Source organism: Nocardioides asiaticus, from assembly GCF_040049175.1.
GTDB classification, from domain to species: Bacteria; Actinomycetota; Actinomycetes; order Propionibacteriales; family Nocardioidaceae; genus Nocardioides; species Nocardioides cheoyonin.
The window spans coordinates 605,193-620,571 of record NZ_JBDZDM010000002.1; the positions used below are offsets into that span (position 1 = coordinate 605,193).

General features: G+C 71.6%; 20 protein-coding genes. 13 read left to right on the top strand and 7 right to left on the bottom strand.

Annotation, left to right across the window (positions count from 1 at the left end):
- Positions 1-24: 24 nt before the first annotated feature.
- On the top strand, positions 25-294 hold the full coding sequence (locus ABLE53_RS08685; RefSeq protein WP_348858408.1) for a MoaD/ThiS family protein: 270 nt from the start codon (positions 25-27) through the stop codon (positions 292-294).
- A 14-nt stretch (positions 295-308) separates the two neighbouring features.
- On the opposite strand, the gene ABLE53_RS08690 is transcribed toward ABLE53_RS08685, so the two are convergent.
- Positions 309-749 carry an Hsp20/alpha crystallin family protein gene (locus ABLE53_RS08690; protein WP_348858410.1) on the bottom strand — a complete coding sequence of 147 codons (441 nt, stop codon included), beginning with the start codon at positions 747-749 and terminating at the stop codon, positions 309-311.
- 135 nt (positions 750-884) lie between these two features.
- Here ABLE53_RS08690 and ABLE53_RS08695 point away from each other — a divergent pair, with 135 nt between their 5' ends.
- From ABLE53_RS08695 to ABLE53_RS08715, 5 genes are all read left to right on the top strand, one after another.
- Positions 885-1,187 (top strand): MerR family transcriptional regulator, encoded by a 303-nt coding sequence (locus tag ABLE53_RS08695; RefSeq protein WP_348858411.1) that lies wholly within the window; start codon positions 885-887, stop codon positions 1,185-1,187.
- A gap of 28 nt (positions 1,188-1,215) precedes the next feature.
- On the top strand, positions 1,216-1,641 hold the full coding sequence (locus tag ABLE53_RS08700; protein ID WP_348858412.1) for a thioredoxin family protein: 426 nt from the start codon (positions 1,216-1,218) through the stop codon (positions 1,639-1,641).
- A 245-nt stretch (positions 1,642-1,886) separates the two neighbouring features.
- On the top strand, positions 1,887-2,372 hold the full coding sequence (locus tag ABLE53_RS08705) for a DUF4395 domain-containing protein (protein WP_348858414.1): 486 nt from the start codon (positions 1,887-1,889) through the stop codon (positions 2,370-2,372).
- Positions 2,373-2,461: 89 nt separating this feature from the next.
- Positions 2,462-3,310 (top strand): sulfurtransferase, encoded by an 849-nt coding sequence (locus ABLE53_RS08710; RefSeq protein ID WP_348858415.1) that lies wholly within the window; start codon positions 2,462-2,464, stop codon positions 3,308-3,310.
- 1 nt (position 3,311) lies between these two features.
- Complete coding sequence (locus ABLE53_RS08715) at positions 3,312-3,611, top strand: DUF1416 domain-containing protein (protein WP_348858416.1); 300 nt, start codon at positions 3,312-3,314, stop codon at positions 3,609-3,611.
- Positions 3,612-3,820: 209 nt separating this feature from the next.
- On the opposite strand, the gene ABLE53_RS08720 is transcribed toward ABLE53_RS08715, so the two are convergent.
- The 4 genes from ABLE53_RS08720 to ABLE53_RS08735 all read right to left on the bottom strand — a co-directional run bounded on the left by ABLE53_RS08720 (position 3,821) and on the right by ABLE53_RS08735 (position 6,686).
- Positions 3,821-4,771, bottom strand: a complete 951-nt coding sequence (locus tag ABLE53_RS08720; RefSeq protein WP_348858417.1) for a hypothetical protein — start codon at positions 4,769-4,771, stop codon at positions 3,821-3,823.
- A gap of 228 nt (positions 4,772-4,999) precedes the next feature.
- Positions 5,000-5,434 (bottom strand): D-aminoacyl-tRNA deacylase, encoded by a 435-nt coding sequence (gene dtd, locus ABLE53_RS08725; protein WP_348858418.1) that lies wholly within the window; start codon positions 5,432-5,434, stop codon positions 5,000-5,002.
- A 92-nt stretch (positions 5,435-5,526) separates the two neighbouring features.
- Positions 5,527-6,150, bottom strand: coding sequence for a hypothetical protein (locus ABLE53_RS08730; RefSeq protein ID WP_348858420.1), 624 nt, complete (start codon positions 6,148-6,150; stop codon positions 5,527-5,529).
- Positions 6,147-6,686, bottom strand: a complete 540-nt coding sequence (locus ABLE53_RS08735; RefSeq protein WP_348858421.1) for an RNA polymerase sigma factor — start codon at positions 6,684-6,686, stop codon at positions 6,147-6,149. The genes ABLE53_RS08730 and ABLE53_RS08735 overlap by 4 nt, the downstream gene beginning before the upstream one ends.
- A 156-nt stretch (positions 6,687-6,842) precedes the next feature.
- On the opposite strand from ABLE53_RS08735, the gene ABLE53_RS08740 reads away from it, so the two are divergent.
- The 4 genes from ABLE53_RS08740 to ABLE53_RS08755 all read left to right on the top strand — a co-directional run bounded on the left by ABLE53_RS08740 (position 6,843) and on the right by ABLE53_RS08755 (position 10,711).
- Positions 6,843-7,400, top strand: a complete 558-nt coding sequence (locus tag ABLE53_RS08740) for a hypothetical protein (protein ID WP_348858422.1) — start codon at positions 6,843-6,845, stop codon at positions 7,398-7,400.
- 26 nt (positions 7,401-7,426) lie between these two features.
- On the top strand, positions 7,427-8,257 hold the full coding sequence (locus tag ABLE53_RS08745; protein WP_348858423.1) for a beta-keto acid cleavage family enzyme: 831 nt from the start codon (positions 7,427-7,429) through the stop codon (positions 8,255-8,257).
- A gap of 161 nt (positions 8,258-8,418) precedes the next feature.
- A complete protein-coding gene (locus ABLE53_RS08750; RefSeq protein WP_348858424.1) occupies positions 8,419-8,868 on the top strand; it encodes a hypothetical protein in 450 nt (149 codons plus the stop codon).
- Between the two features lie 76 nt (positions 8,869-8,944).
- Positions 8,945-10,711: a DUF4012 domain-containing protein gene (locus ABLE53_RS08755; protein WP_348858425.1), complete on the top strand. Its 1,767-nt coding sequence runs from the start codon at positions 8,945-8,947 to the stop codon at positions 10,709-10,711.
- A gap of 7 nt (positions 10,712-10,718) precedes the next feature.
- Here ABLE53_RS08755 and ABLE53_RS08760 read toward each other — a convergent pair whose 3' ends face one another.
- Positions 10,719-11,111, bottom strand: a complete 393-nt coding sequence (locus tag ABLE53_RS08760; protein ID WP_348858426.1) for a hypothetical protein — start codon at positions 11,109-11,111, stop codon at positions 10,719-10,721.
- Between the two features lie 283 nt (positions 11,112-11,394).
- On the opposite strand from ABLE53_RS08760, the gene ABLE53_RS08765 reads away from it, so the two are divergent.
- The 3 genes from ABLE53_RS08765 to ABLE53_RS08775 are packed head-to-tail and all read left to right on the top strand — an operon-like array spanning position 11,395 to position 14,461.
- On the top strand, positions 11,395-11,802 hold the full coding sequence (locus ABLE53_RS08765; protein ID WP_348858427.1) for a hypothetical protein: 408 nt from the start codon (positions 11,395-11,397) through the stop codon (positions 11,800-11,802).
- A 39-nt stretch (positions 11,803-11,841) separates the two neighbouring features.
- A complete protein-coding gene (locus ABLE53_RS08770; protein WP_348858428.1) occupies positions 11,842-13,167 on the top strand; it encodes a hypothetical protein in 1,326 nt (441 codons plus the stop codon).
- Positions 13,168-13,207: 40 nt separating this feature from the next.
- On the top strand, positions 13,208-14,461 hold the full coding sequence (locus tag ABLE53_RS08775) for a hypothetical protein (RefSeq protein WP_348858429.1): 1,254 nt from the start codon (positions 13,208-13,210) through the stop codon (positions 14,459-14,461).
- Between the two features lie 14 nt (positions 14,462-14,475).
- On the opposite strand, the gene ABLE53_RS08780 is transcribed toward ABLE53_RS08775, so the two are convergent.
- A complete protein-coding gene (locus ABLE53_RS08780; protein WP_348858430.1) occupies positions 14,476-15,372 on the bottom strand; it encodes an SDR family oxidoreductase in 897 nt (298 codons plus the stop codon).
- Positions 15,373-15,379 lie beyond the last annotated feature (7 nt).

The window sequence follows — 15,379 nt, forward strand, 5'->3', positions numbered from 1 at the left end:
ATTGGAAGGGCCCCGGCGAGAAAAGTGACAAAGGCTATAACGGTCCGTTACTGGGCGGCGGCCAAAGCTGCCGCCGGCACGGGGTCCGACCTGCTCGAGGTGGACGGCCCGATCACGATGGCGGAGGTCGTACGCCGCGCCGCCGACCTGCACCCCGGCACCCGGCTGCCCGACGTGCTGGCCGTCTGCTCGGCCCTCGTCGGCGACCGCCCGGTCGGAACGGAGGACCCCGGCGGGATCGAGGTCCCACCGGGGTCCAGTGTCGAGTTCCTGCCGCCGTTCGCGGGCGGCTGATCCGCGGACGGTCGTCAGCTCTCGATCGCGGCCGGCTCGGACTTGCCGGACGGCGTGGTCGAGATCTCGATCTTGCGCGGCTTGGCCCTCTCGGCGACCGGGACGACCAGGCGCAGCACGCCGGCGTCGTACGCCGCCTCGATGTGCTCGAGGTCGAGGTTGTCGCCGAGGACCAGCTGGCGGCTGAACTGGCCGCGTACGCGCTCGTTGGCGAGCATCTGCCAGTCACCGTTGTTGGGGACTCTCTCCGCCTTCACGGTCAGGACGTTGCGCTCGACGTCGAGGTCGATCGTCTCGGGGCTGACGCCGGGGAGGTCGAACTCGATGACGAACTTGTCGCCCTCGCGCCAGGCGTCCATCGGCATGACGGCCGGCCGGTTGGTCGTACCGGTCCCGAACAGCTGCTGGGTCAGGCGGTCGAACTCACGGAACGGGTCGGAGCTACGGATCAGCATGGTGCCCTCCTTGGGACTCTCTGTCTCCTGTGACTGTCTGGGTGGGGCACGGCCCAGGGGGCCCGAGGCCGCGCCCGCATCTGTATCAACCGTTACAGGTTTCTTATATTCCAAACTTCAGCCAGAATCAAGGGTGTGAGCGAGAGAAATCGGGCCGTGTACGCCATCTCGGTGGCCGCCGAGATGGCCGAGCTGCAGATCCAGAACCTGCGCGTCTACGAGCGCCGCGGCCTGGTCGACCCTGCGCGTACGCCGGGCGGCACCCGGCTCTACTCCGCCGCCGACGTCGAGCGGCTGGTCCGGATCCGCGACCTGCTCGCCGACGGGCTCAACCTCACCGGGATCGCGCACGTGCTGGCGCTCGAGGAGGAGGTACGCCGGCTGCGCGCCTCCAACGCGAGACTGCGCCGCACGCTGGACGATGGCGCCGAGGAATGACCCGCGCGGTCGGGCGGTTGGGCCCCTCGTGAGTACCGGACTCTGGATCGCCGTCGCTGCCGTCGTCCTCGCCGTCGGGTTCGGCCTCTACCGCGCGCTCACCGACGGCCGCTTCCGCCGCCCAGCACAGTCCCCGACCTGGGACACCCTGGCCGAGGCTGCCGGCGTACGCCCCGGAGAGCGCGCGACGCTGGTCCAGTTCTCGAGCGCGTTCTGCGCGCCCTGCCGCGTGACCCGCCGGGTCCTCGCGGACGTCGCCGACTCGGTGCCGGGCGTGGTGCACGTGGACATCGACGCCGAGCAGCACCTCGACGTCGTACGCCGCCTCGGCATCCTGCGTACGCCGACGACGCTGGTCCTCGACGCGGGCGGCAACGAGGTCGCCCGGGCCGCCGGAGCGCCGCGCAAGGAGCAGGTGCTGGGCGCGCTGCCGGGCGAGCAGACCGCATCGTGATACGCGGATCCCATCATGCGGGACGTTCGTTTCTGGCCGATTTCGGGCCGCGTTAGGGTCGTCGCATGCTCTCGACCATGCTGACCAAGCGCCGGGCGGTGGACCACTGCCGCGTGCGCTCGTCGCTGTGTCGAATGTGCGGCTGACCCGCAGTGACTCCTCTTAACTAGACCCAGTTACTGCACTATCGTCGAGTCCGACGAACCTCCGTCCGCCGTCTCCGCCTCCACGGAAGAGCATTCGCCATGTCCACCACGCACCATCCGGTCGCCGAGCAGCAGCACTCGGCGCCCACTCCGCGGGCCCTCGACCCGCGACCCATCGACCCGCGCGGGCCGCAGTTCGCCGCCGCCGTGACGGCGGTCGTGCTGGTGCTCGCGTTGGCGCTGCCGACGGGCGCGTCGGTGGTGCTCACCGCCGTCCAGGCCGTCCTGTTCGCCATCGGCGCGGCCCTCGGCGTCCAGCACACGCCGCACGCCTGGGTGTTCCGCACGCTCGTACGCCCCCGGCTCGCGCCGCCCGCGCAGCTCGAGGACCCCGCCCCGCCACGCTTCGCCCAGGGGGTGGGGCTCGCATTCACGGTGATCGCCCTCGTGGCGTACGCCGTCGGCGTACCCACCCTCGCCCTGGTGGCGCTCGGCCTCGCGCTGGTCGCCGCCGTGCTCAACGCGGTCTTCAGGTTCTGCCTGGGCTGCGAGCTCTATCTCCTGATCAAACGAGTCGGTGGTTGAGGAGGTTGCCCTGGCAACCCTCGACACCACCACCACCGCACGACAACACAGACCCCGCGCCGGCCTGGCGCAGAAGAAAGGTACGAACTATGAGCCGCGAGAACGCTCTCGTCTCCGCCGAGTGGGTGGAGCAGCACCTGGACGACCCGAAGGTCGTGCTGGTCGAGGTCGACGAGGACACCTCTGCCTACGACAAGGGCCACATCCGGGGAGCCATCAAGCTCGACTGGACGACCGACCTGCAGGACCAGGTCCGCCGGGACTTCGTCAACAAGCAGCAGTTCGAGGAGCTGCTGTCGAGCAAGGGCGTCAGCAACGACGACACCGTCGTGCTGTACGGCGGCAACAACAACTGGTTCGCCGCGTACGCCTACTGGTACTTCAAGCTCTACGGCCACCAGGACGTCAAGCTCCTCGACGGCGGCCGCAAGAAGTGGGAGCTCGACTCCCGCGAGCTGACCGACGAGGCGCCGAACCGCCCGGCCACGTCCTACACCGCGCAGGAGCAGGACAAGAGCATCCGCGCCTTCCGCGACGAGGTCGTCGAGGCGATCGGCGTGAAGAACCTCGTCGACGTACGCTCGCCCGACGAGTACGCCGGCCGGCTCCTCGCCCCGGCCCACCTCCCGCAGGAGCAGGCGCAGCGCGCCGGCCACATCCCGACCGCGGCCAACGTGCCGTGGTCGAAGGCGGCCAACGACGACGGCACCTTCAAGTCCGACGAGGAGCTCAAGCAGATCTACACCGACGCCGGCGTCGACTGGTCGAAGGACACCATCGCGTACTGCCGCATCGGCGAGCGCTCCTCGCACACGTGGTTCGTCTTCCACGAGCTGCTCGGCGAGCCGAACGTGAAGAACTACGACGGCTCCTGGACCGAGTACGGCTCGCTCGTCGGCGTCCCGGTCGTCCTGGGCGACGAGGCAGGCGAGTCCTGACATGTGCGGAGCCACTGAGGGCGGCCTCTCGCTCGACGGCGTCGACGTCGCCAAGGAGGCGGTGATCCAGGGCCAGGTGACCCGTGCCGGCGAGCCGGTCCACGGCGCGTACGTCCGGCTGCTCGACCGCAGCGGCGAGTTCACCGCCGAGGTGCCCACGTCCGTCACCGGCCATTTCCGGTTCTTCGCCGGCGACGGCGAGTGGACGCTGCGCACCCTCGCGCCCAAGGCCGACCCGGTCGACAAGGTCGTCCACGCCTCCGTCGGCAACGTCGCCGAGGTCGTCATCCCGATCGGCTGACGCCTCTGGTCGGGTCTCTCGAGACCGCCCACGTACCGCGGCCCGCTCCGATGTGTCCTCGGGGCGGGCCGCTGCGGGTCCTGGCGGGTCGGCCGGGGTCGGCCGGGTGTCCCAGGTTTCCCCGGCCGGCCGGGGAAACCTGACCTTGTGGGGCATCTGAACACCCCACAACATCGGAGTTCCCCTGACAACCTCGGCGCGCTGGCCGATCAGGCGGCCATCTCGGCGAACGCCGCGCGGATCTTCGCAGCCAGCCGCTCGGGGTGGCGCAGGTCCTCCCAGTCCACCCGGATGCAGCGCCAGCCGGTCACCCGCTCGATGAGCTCCTGCCGCTTCTTCTCCTGGAGTACGACGTCGGTGACCGACTCGCCCTCGCGCAGCAGCTTCTCGTACTTCACCCGGCCGTCGAACTCGGCCCACACCTTGCGCTCCGGCCACGCGAAGTCGAGCCGACCCAGCAACGTGCCCCGCTCGTCGTACACCTCGAGCTGCGGCACTGGTCGCGGAAGCCCCTGTCGGAAGCACAGGTAGTCGAACCGGGTCTCGCCGACCGACTCGATCCGCGGGTCGGCAAGACGCAGCACGATGTTGGCGCCACTCGTGCCGGGCCAGTGGTCGATGCCGGCGTCGTACCGCTCGACGAGCTCCTCCCGCGTGAAGACCTTGTTGTGGAGCATGTGGTTCGCGACGACGAGTGCCGGCTCGACGGGGGCGTACGTCATCACCTCGAGCGCGGCCCGCAGTGCGCTCATCACCTCGACGTCGCCGATGGTGACGATGTCGTCGTCGAGGAGTACGCCGCGATGCTGCCGGATGTCGGCCTCGCGGCGGCCGGCCTTGCCGTCCCGGCGGGTGAGGTGTACGTCGGAGAGGTCCAGCCCCCACATCGGGGCGTCGTCGACGAACGCCAGCGCCGAGGCGTGCGAGATGACGACTGCGGTCTTGGCCTGGCGGGCGGCGGCACGAGCGCGTACGGCGTGGGCCGCCACCTCATCGAGTCGGGCGAACTGGCCCGCGTCGGCGTACGCGCCGTGGCGGACCCGGGTGAACACGCCATCGCGCAGGGCTTTGGCCAGGGCAGCTTCGTCCCAGCCGTTCTTCAGGAGGTCGCGCCGCAGGTGGATGCTGAGGAGGCGCGGATCATTCGGATCGATCATCATGGCGCCGATCTGCCCGCGTCACCGGGCGCGAAGCAGCGCGTGACGCGGGCTGTGGACGGACCGCGCTCGGGCGCCGCTTGTGGACAGTTTGTGGCCCGGTCCGGGAGCCGGGTCGCGGACGTGGGCGATCAGGTTGTCAGGGAAAATCCGACCTTGTGGGGTGTCTGAACAGCCCACAAGGTCAGGTTTCCCCGGCCGGCCGGGGAAACCTGGGACGCCGCCCCGGGCCTAACCCCGCGGCGACTCGAGAAGGAGCGTGACGGGCCCGTCGTTGACGGAGGCGACGTGCATGTGCGCGCCGAAGACGCCCCGCTCGACGTGGGCGCCGAGGCGCTCGAGCTCGTCGCAGAAGGCGAGGTAGAGGGGCTCGGAGAGCTCGGCGGGGGCGGCGGCGGTCCACGAGGGGCGCCGGCCCTTACGGGCGTCGCCGTACAGCGTGAACTGCGAGACCACCAGGATCGGCGCGTGTACGTCGGACGCCGACTGCTCTTCCTCGAGGATCCGCAGGCCCCAGATCTTGCGCGCGAGCCAGGCGACGTCGTCCGGGCCGTCGTCGCGTGCGACGCCGAGGAGCACGAGCAGCCCGGGGGAGGGCAGCGAGCCGACCACCGATCCGGAGACGGTCACGGAGGCGGAGGACACCCGGGTCACCACAGCACGCACGGCCGCGACGATAGCGACCCGCCGGCCGGCCTACCTGCCGGCCTGCCGGCCGGCCTACCCGCCGGCCCGCGACCGGCCGCGACGACAGCGGCCTACCGCCCGGCCCCCGGCGGCAGCCGCCGGTTGAGCGAGAACAGCCGCCCGAGCATGGGCATGAGCACGATGTTGATCGCGTGCAGCACCCCGATGATGAGCAGGATGCCGCCGACGCGGGCGACCTCGAAGCCGACCTGCTTGGCGGTGACGTCCGACGTCCCCCAGATCGTCCGCCACGACTCGCGCGGCTCGAACTGCACGGTGAAGAGGATGTACGCCCCGAAGATCAGGTAGTACACGATGTCGGTGAGCACGATGTAGCTCTTCCCCGTGCGCGGGTTGTCGTGGAACACGTCGGCGGCGTACGCCCTGCCGAAGCGCTTGATGAGCGGTCCGAGCCAGAGTGCGAGTGCGACGAGCACGACGTCGGTCGCGAGTTCGAGCGTCCACCAGGGCATGGCTGCCTCCCCGTTGTGTTCACGGTGCTTGTTGACGAGTACGACGGCCGCGACGACCGCCCCGACGAGCACGACCCCGCCGAGCAGCAGCCGCCGGCGCCGGCGGCGTACGCGGTCGTCCTCGATGCTCCGCACGACCCGCGCGAAGAGGTCGGGCGAGGGCTGCGGTGGGCGGCCGGGGTCGCCCATCGCGTCGCGCAGTCGGTCCTCGAGGCGGCTCATCGGGAGTCCTCCAGGGCGGCGCCGAGGGCCTTGCGGCCGCGCTGCAGATGGGTCTTGACGGAGTTCGCGGAGAGGCCGAGCGTGGCCGCGATCTCGGCGATCCCGAGGTCGTAGTAGTACAGCAGCGTCAGGCAGTCCCGCTGCCGTCGCGGCAGCGCTCGCAGCGCCGCGATCACCTCGGCGCGGTCGGCCCGGTCGCCGGCCTGCTCCTCCGCGGACGGCTCGTACGGGTCCGCCGGCGGCCGGTGCCGCAGCGACACGAACCCGCGCCGGTTGTGGTCGCGGGCGAGGTTGATGACGATCGAGCGGAGGTAGGCGACGGCCTTCCCCTGGTCGCGCAGCCGGTGCGCGTGCCGCGCGAGCCTGATGAAGGCCTCCTGGACGAGGTCCTCGGCGGCGGTCTTGTCGTCGACGTACCACCGCGCCATGTGCACCAGCGCCGCCGCCTCGCTCTCGAACAGCCTCCTGACCAGGGCGTTCGGGTCGTCGTACGCGGCGTCGTCACCGGCCGCGTCGTCGTCGACCCGAGCGTCCATGGCACCCGTCCCTTCACCTCTACGGACGAGTGAGCAGGCGCTCGGGGTGACAGCCCCCGAGAAGGAAAAAGACTTCTTCCGGCCGGTCACCCTCCCGGGCCGGCGCAGACGTCTCCGACCAATGTAGGGACACCCGGAGACACCAGGGAGGGTCCGATGTCCTATCGATCCAGCACCCCGACTCGATCCAGCACGACGACCGACACCCCCGCCCGGGCCAGCGGTGGTACGAGCGGTCGTACGCCGCACCCGATGCGCGACTCGCTCCTGCTGTACGCCGGCGTGGGGCTCGCCTGGGGCGTGGCCGCCCGGGTCTACATGCGGCTCATCTCCGACGACCCTGGGTTCACGCTCACGGGCACGGGGATGATCCTCGGCTTCGCGCTCCTGTGGTTCACCGGCCTCGGCGCCGTCCGCGGCGCGCGGCTCTCGCGACGGCGCTGGTGGTGGTGGCTCGCGCCGGTGCCCGGACTCGTACTGTTCGCCGGCCTCGGGATGGTCTACCTCCCGCTGGTCGTCTGCGGCCTCGTCGCCGGCCGCCAACCAAAGCGCTGGCGGCAGGTCATGCTCGCCCTCGTCGGCCTCGCGGTCATGCTGCTGCCGTTCGTCTTCGACCTGACCACCTACAGCGCGCAGGAGTACGCCGGCGGACTGCTCTACCTCGCCACCGGTGTCGCGCTCTTCGTCGCCGTCCAGGAGTGGTCGTGCGACTGACCGTCGGCCGCCCTAGTCTGACCCCCATGACCGGACTGCTGGTGACGGTGGCGCCCACGGGCGCCGAGACGGCCAAGGAGAACTGCCCGCAGCTGCCGACGACGCTGGAGGAGCTGGTCGAGACGGCGGTGGACTGCGAGCGCCGCGGGGCCCGGATGATCCACGTCCACATCCGCGACGCGGAGCACCGGCCGACGCTCGACCTCGGCCGGCTGACCGACACGGTCCAGGCGCTTCGCGCGGAGACCGACCTGATCGTCCAGCTCTCCACCGGCGGCAGCGTGCACGACCCGCTCGGCGACCGGCGCAAGGTGCTCGACGCCGCGCCCGACTCGTGCAGCCTCACGATGGGGACGACCAACTTCGGCGACGACGTCTTCTCCAACCCCTGGCCGTTCGTGACCGAGCTCTACCTGCTGACCAAGGAGCGCGAGGTCGTCCCGGAGTTCGAGCTCTTCGACCTCGGCCACGTGGCCGCGCTGCATCGCCTGCTCGACCGCTACGGCCTCCCGTACGGCGGCCGCGTCCACGTCGACTTCGTCATGGGCGTCCCCGGCGGGATGCCGGGGACGGCCGCCGCGCTCGTCGCCGCCGTCGCCGCGCTGCCGCCGCAGGTCACGAGCTGGTCGGCCACCGGCGTCGGGCGTACGACGCTCCCCGTCATGCTCGCCGCCCTCAGCATGGGCGGCCACCTGCGCGTCGGGATGGAGGACGTGCTGACGCTGCGCCGCGGCGTACCCGTCGACTCCAACGGCCAGCTCGTCGACCGCGCCGTCGAGGCCGGCCGGCTCGCCCAGCGCGAGCCGCTCACCGCCGCCGAGGCGCGCGAGCTGATCGGCCTGCCCAACGGCGGTTGAGTGGGTCGACCGACTGGTCTGGACGACCAGACCGGTATGGCTCATTTCGATGAACTGCGTGCGCGGGCCGCGGACTTTCGCCACTCTTTACTCGCGGAGATCCGCGTACGCGTACACCCCATCGCCTCGGCCCTGCTCCGGGCTCTCGGCAGGAGGACCATATGAAGAAGCTTGTCGCCGCACTCATCGCGGCGTTCCTGATGACCGCCGGGCTGGCGAGTTTGGCAGGGGACCCGGCACACGCCACCGGAGTCGTGGCCAAGAAGCAGTCCCCCAAGCCGCCGACGTCCGGACAGTGCAAGAAGGGGTCGAGCAAGTACGGCCCCTGCCCCAAGCCGCCGAAGCCGCACCCCAGGCCCCCGAAGCACCACGCGGGCCAGAAGGGCTGGTGGGGGTTCCCCAACCCGCGCCACCTCGGCGGTCGGGTGAAGATCGTGATCGTCGGCCCCCACGGCGCGAAGCGCGTCGTGTGGAAGTGGACGAGCAAGAAGGACGTCTCCGTGGCGTTCCCGCACCTGTCGGCCGGCAAGTACCGCGTCTGGGTGTTCTTCTGGCCGAACGGCAACTACCGCCCGATCTACCCGAAGTACTCCTTCAAGATCCGGTCCTGAGCGCCGCGACTGCTGAGCACGTCGGCGGGCCCCGCGCGAGGGCGCGGGGCCCGCACCATGTCTAGAGGTACCTGAAATGCGTGTCGCCCACCCGTGGCGCTGGGCGGTCTCCGGCGTCGTCCTCATCGCCCTTCTCGTCGTGGCGTACGCCGCCTGGCGGGCCCACCAGGTCAGCAGCGAGCTGTCGGCGGCGACCGACGACGCGGCCCGCCTGCAGGACGCGGTCGAGCGCGGCGACTCCGCTGCCATGGACCGCGCCCTCGACGACCTGCGCGCACACAGCACCGCCGCGCGGGACCACACCGCGGGCTGGGACTGGTCGCTGGCGACCCACCTGCCGGCCTACGGCGACGACGCCCGCGGCGTCCGTCTCGCCAGCCGGGTCGTGGCGGACCTGAGCGAGTCGGGCCTCTCCGACCTGGCCCACTCGGCCAACGAGCTCACCAGCGTCGTACCCAAGAAGGGCCGGGTCGACGTCGACGCCGTCGCCGGGCTCGCGGACGGTGTCGACTCCGCCGCCGACGCGCTGGCCGAGGCCCGCACGCAGCTGGCGACGCAGGACCCGGTCGGCTTCGTCGGGCCGCTCAAGCGGAAGTTCCGCGACCTCGAGTCGCGGGTGGACAGCGCGGCGTCGACGATGTCGACCGCGCGGACCGCCGTCGCGGTGCTCCCCGAGATGCTCGGTGCCGACGGGCCGCGCGACTACCTGTTCGTCTTCCAGAACAACGCCGAGATCCGCGCCACCGGCGGACTCCCCGGCGCCGTGTCGCTGCTGCACGCGCAGAACGGCAGGATCACCATGCCGCTGCAGGTGCCCGGCAGCGACATCGAGACGCCGACCACCTCCGTCGTGCCCCTCACCGCCGCGGAGCGGGACATCTACGGCGACCAGATCGGCACCTACTTCCTCGACGCCAACGTGACCCCCGACTTCCCGCGCGTCGCGCAGATCTGGAAGGCCGGTTGGGAGAGCGCCGGCCTCGGCGGGAAGAGCAGCGACATCGACGGCGTCGTCACGATGGACCCGGTCGTGCTCTCGTACCTCCTCGCCGCCACCGGTCCCGTCACCGTCGACGGCGTGACGCTGACCGGCGACAACGCGGTCGACTACCTGCTCCACGACGTCTACGTGAAGACGCCGGACCCGACGAAGCAGGACGCGTTCTTCCGCGACGTCGCCAAGTCGGTCTTCGAGCGGGTCGCCGGCGGCACCAGCTCGCCGCAGGCGCTCATCAAGGCGTTCGCGAAGGGCGCCGTCGAGCACCGCCTGCTCATCCACGACTTCGACGACGCGGTCCAGAAGCGGCTCGACGGCACCCCCGTCGCCGGCCAGCTCGCCACCACCGCCACCTCCGATCCGCAGGTCAGCTTCACCCTCGACGACTCGACGATGTCGAAGATGAGCTACTACCTGAGGTACGACGTCGCCGTCCGCTCCACCTACTGCACCAACGGCGTCCAGGGCCTCACCGGCAGCGCGACCCTGTCGAGCAGGCTCGACGAGGACCAGGTCGCCGGGCTGTCGTCGTACATCCTCGGCGGCTACCGCGACTACCAGATCCCCAAGGGCAGCCAGCTGGTCTCGATCTACATCCACGGTCCCATCGGCGGCTCCGTCGGCCACGTCCAACAGGACGGCAAGCCCGACGACTCCGCCTGGGTCTCGAAGGAGCACGGCCGCCCCGTCGTCCAGACGTACGCCATCCTCGCCCCCGGCCAGACCGTCGACCTCACCTGGCAGATGAAGTCCGGCAAGGGCCAGACCGGCGCGACCGACGTCAACGTCACCCCGGGCATCGAGCCGGGCAGCACCTCCAGCACCACGCCGTCGAGCTGCGGCTGATCGGTCGTCAGCCCCGGCCAGTTCCGAGCACCCGCGGCCCGAGGAACGCGATGGCGAGGGCGATCCCGGCGGCGACGAGGTAGTCGGCACTGCCGGTGACCTGACGCAGCACGGCGCTGAGCCCGAGAGCTGCCACGAGCAGCGCGGACTTGGCGACGAGAGCGCGTACGGCGAGCCGGTTGACGTGGGTCCGGTCCGCGGCGCCGAGCCGCCGCCCGATCACCCAGAGCGCGGCCGGTGCGACGACGAAGAGCAGCAGCCCGAGCCGCAGCGCGTGCTCCCAGAGCGGTGCGCCGGCCTGGAGCGCCCACAGGCCCCCGACGACGAGGCCGGTGACGGTGCAGACGCGCTGGATGGCGTCGGGATCGGTGAGCGCGGGGCTCGCTTGCTGGTCTGACATGGGTCCTCCGAGAGGCAGGGCGTACGGACGCTTCGACTCTCGCCTCCCGGACCGCCCGATGCCTCGGCGTACGGTCACGACCCCGCCATGACATCGGTCATCGCCGACCCCACCCCAGCGCGGGTCAAATCGCTCGAACCCCGCGACAACGGTCCACGGATGACGCAGTATTGGTGGTGCCCCGCTGGTGACCCGAGACACCAGCGGGGCTCTTCATTGCCCGTGGACGCCACGATGCCTGGCGGGATGTTTATAGCCTCCCTATCCGGGTAGCCCAGCAGTCATGGCCAAGCCAGACGAAGGCGGGGGCGGCGTCGACACCGGCGTCGTCGAGATCGATCCGGCCGGGATGGCCGACGTCGCCGACACCATCGGCCGCGCCGCGGCGGACGTCTCGGACGGACGGGACTCCCTCAACGCGGCCTGGGAGCTCAAGGACGCGGCGTTCGGGAGCGACTACGTCGGCGGGCTGTTCGACCGGTGCTGCGAGACCTGGGTCAACGGGACCAACTCGGTGGGCAAGCTGACCGAGGACGTCGGGACCTACACCCAGCAGGTCGCCAACCTCTTCGGCGCCACCGACACGAAGCTGGCGGGCGGGATGACCCCGATGTACTCCGGCGCCGACCTCCCCCCGGCGGACGGCGGCGACGACGACCACGCCCCGACGGACCCGAACCTCATCGCGTGAGCCGGAGCATGAGCCGGAGCATGAGCGGGAGCATGAGCGATGGTCCAGCCCTTCCCTGACGTCACCGAGGACCAGATCGAGGCCGCGGGGCACAAGTTCTCGACCGCGGCCGGGAGCATGGTCGGCGCGAAGCGCGGCGTGCACGGCGCGACGGCGTCGCGGGCGTGGCAGTCGCCGACCGCGCGACCGGCCTGGGACGACGCGCTGGAGGCGCGCGAGTCCGACCTGAAGATCGCCCACGCCGTGCTCGACGACCTGGGCGACGCGATGGTGAAGACGGCCGGCTACCTGCGCGAGCTGCGGGCGACGTACGACCAGGCGACCTTCTACCTCATGACGACCCCGGACCCGCGCGTCGCGCCGCCGGCCACCTCGTTGAAGGACCTGATGGTCCCGCCGGCGTTCAAGCCCGACCAGAAGGCGGTCGCGGAGTACGAGGCGGTCGAGCGGATGCGCGACGGTGCCGCCTCGGACGCGCGCTTCGTCCTCGACCAGCTGGGGGTCCAGCTCAGCAACGCCAGCGCGGTCACCTTCGCCGACCCGCCGACCGACCCGGTCCACGCGGTCTCGGACGTCGGGGCCGTCGTACCCCTCGGTCCGGCGTTCGGCGCGCCGAAGGGCGCGCTCTTCGCCAACGGGGTGCCGATCCAGTTCGGCCGCGGCAACAAGTTCGAGTCCGACATCCTCAAGGAGCTCGGCCTGGACAAGTTCCCGAAGAGCCTGTTCCGGCCGGCCAACGACGACGACCTCCCCTCGGACTACCCGTTCACGAAGAGCGGCCGCCTGCCGCGGGGCTCGTTCCCGGACTCGCGGTTCGCCGACATCCTCGAGATCAAGTCGGGGACGACGCAGATCAACGCGACCGACCCCCAGATCCGCGCCGAGCTCGAGCTCGCCAACCGCGAGGGCCGACCACTCAACCTCGTGACGGAGAGCCAGACGCCGGTCGACGAGGACCTGTCCTCCGAGATCGAGCGGACCGGCGGCTCCGTCTACGACAAGGTGCCGGGCGAGCCGGGGGTGTACTACGACCGCGGCACCGGTGAGTACGTCCGGCTCGAGGGCGCCCAAGGACCCGACTCCCGGGACCTGGGCCGTACGCCGCTCAGTCCCGAGGAGACCCGCGACGTCCAGACCCGCGTGCACAACCAGCCGCCCGAGCAGCCGGAGACCTCACCGCCGCAGCAGGAGGCGCCGTACGTCACCCAGGACGAGCTCGACAAGGCCTGGAAGGACGATCCCGGCGGCGAGCCGGTCGCACCCGGCAAACCCGGCGTCGAGGAGCCGGGGATGCCCGAGGAGCCGGAGATGCCCGAGATGCCCGAGCTCCCCGAGATGCCCGAGTTCCCGGAGATCATCCCGTGACGGGCAGAATCGAGCGGGAAGCCACGACGGAAGGGGCCCCGTGAGCCACTCGTTGATGTTGGTCAGCCGCGACGAGCCGACGCAGGAGCTGCTCGTGGCCGCCTGCGAGGCGTCCACGCGGCTCGGCTCGTACGCCGTCGACGGCAGCCTCGCCGACGGCGACAACGCCGTCGAGCTGAGCGCGACGGTGAGCGAGGGCGAGCCGTTCCTGGCGATGTTCGCGCCGCGGTCGGCGAGCGCCTCCGGCGCGGTGGTGTACGCCGACCGGCTCGGCCTCGCCGCCCCCCTCGGCGACGACGGCCAGTGCTGGCTGACCGCGATGTCGATGCCGGGCGGCGCGAGCGACGAGGAGATCCTGGCCGCGCTCGAGGTCGTGGCGTGGCTGGCCAGGGACCGGCACGGCTACCTGGTCGTCAACGGCGAGTACACCCCGCTCGAGGGTGTGCCAGGGCCGGCACCCGCGCCGAGCCCCGAGCCCGAGTCCGGGTCCGGGTCCGAGTCCGAGTCCGCGCCGGAGCCTACGGTGTTCGTCCGTGCCTTCTTCCCCCGGCCGCTCCCCGGCGCGGAGGGGTGGCAGTGGCTGCACGACAGGCTGCAGGCGCTCGCCGGCGCCGACCTCGCGCCGGAGGCCTTGAAGACCGCGGGTGGGACCGAGCCGTTCGTCGCGCGACCCGGCGAGGCGCCGTCAGGGTGGCCCCTCGGTGTCTCGTTGCACCGGTCGCAGCCCTGGGCTCGCTGGTCGGCGTACGGCGCGCGCTTCGCGCACGACCGCTACAGCGAGCTCGCGGTCGCCGCCGAGCTCGCGCCGGCGGCGGGCGAGGAGCTCCTCGACCGCGTCCTCCGCCTGGTCGACGACGGGGTGGAGTACGCCGCCGTGCAGCTGTGGCACGACGATGATGCCGTGGGGCCTGGCGGCCTGCGGGTGCCTGCCGGTCCGCCCGTCGCGGGTGAGCCGAGGCGGACGTTCTCGCTCACCGCGCGCCGCCTGGGGGAGTGGCTCCCCGACCTCTACTGGGCGCAGATCCTCGGCCCGCCCTGGGTGGCGCTCTTCGGCGAGGAGCGGCTGGCCACCACACCGGCGTACCGCGTCGAGGAGGTCGCCCCCGGGCACTGGCTCGTCCAGCTCACCGAGCACCTCGGCGACGTGGTCTCCGACCGCGAGGCGTACGTCGGCGTACGCGCCAAGGCCAAGCGGCACCTCGGGGAGGACTGCTTCTTCGACCCGGCCCGCGGGCCGGGCGGGGACTACCGCGCGGCGGTCATCCCCAGCCTCGGCGAGCGCGGGCTGGCCTGATTCGGGCGGCGCGCTCAGCGCCTGTCGTACGCCCCGGCCGCGATGTCCTCGAGCAGCGTCGGGCCGGTGGGCTCCCAGCCGAGCACCTCGCGGGTCTTGGCGCTGCTCGCGGGGGCGTCCATCCCGAAGAAGCGCGCCATCCAGCCGAAGTGCTCGGGTGCGTCCTCGGGCGAGACCGAGACGGTCGGCAGGCCGAGGTAGTCGCCCAGCGCCGCGGCGATGTCGCGCGTCGGGACGCCCTCCTCGGCGACGGCGTGGACCCGCATGCCGGCGGGCGCCTTCTCGAGCGCGAGCCGGGCGGCCCGGGCGGCGTCGGTGACGTGGACTGCGGCCCAGCGGTTGGAGCCGTCGCCGATGTAGGCCGCCACGCCCTTCTCGACCGCGATCTGCGCGAGCCGGGCGGTGAAGCCGTGGTCGCGCATGCCGTGGACCGTGGGGGAGAAGCGCAGGGCGACGGGGCGTACGCCGCGCTCGGCGTACTCCAGCGCCAGGTTCTCGCCCCCGCCCCGCATCGAGTCGACGCCGTGGAACGGCGAGGGGTCGTCCTCGGTCGCCGGCCGACCGGTGACGCCGGTGGCCAGGCCGGAGGCCATCAGGAACGGCCGGTCGCTGCCCTCGAGCGTCTCCAGCATCCGCGAGACGGCGGCGTGCTCGCTGTGGCCGGCGCCGACGTAGTCGCTGAAGTCGTGCTTGAACGCGAGGTGGATGACGCCGTCGGCGTCCTTGGCGCCCGCGGCGAGGCTGTCGAGGTCGTCGAGGCTGCCGCGGTGGGCCGCGGCCCCCTTGGCCTCGAGGGCGGCGGCGGACTCGTCGGAGCGGGCGAGGCCGACGACCTCGTAGCCCGCGCCGAGCAGCTCGTCGGTGACCGCCGAGCCGATCCACCCGGAGGCACCGGTGACGAAGATGCGCATGGCGTGA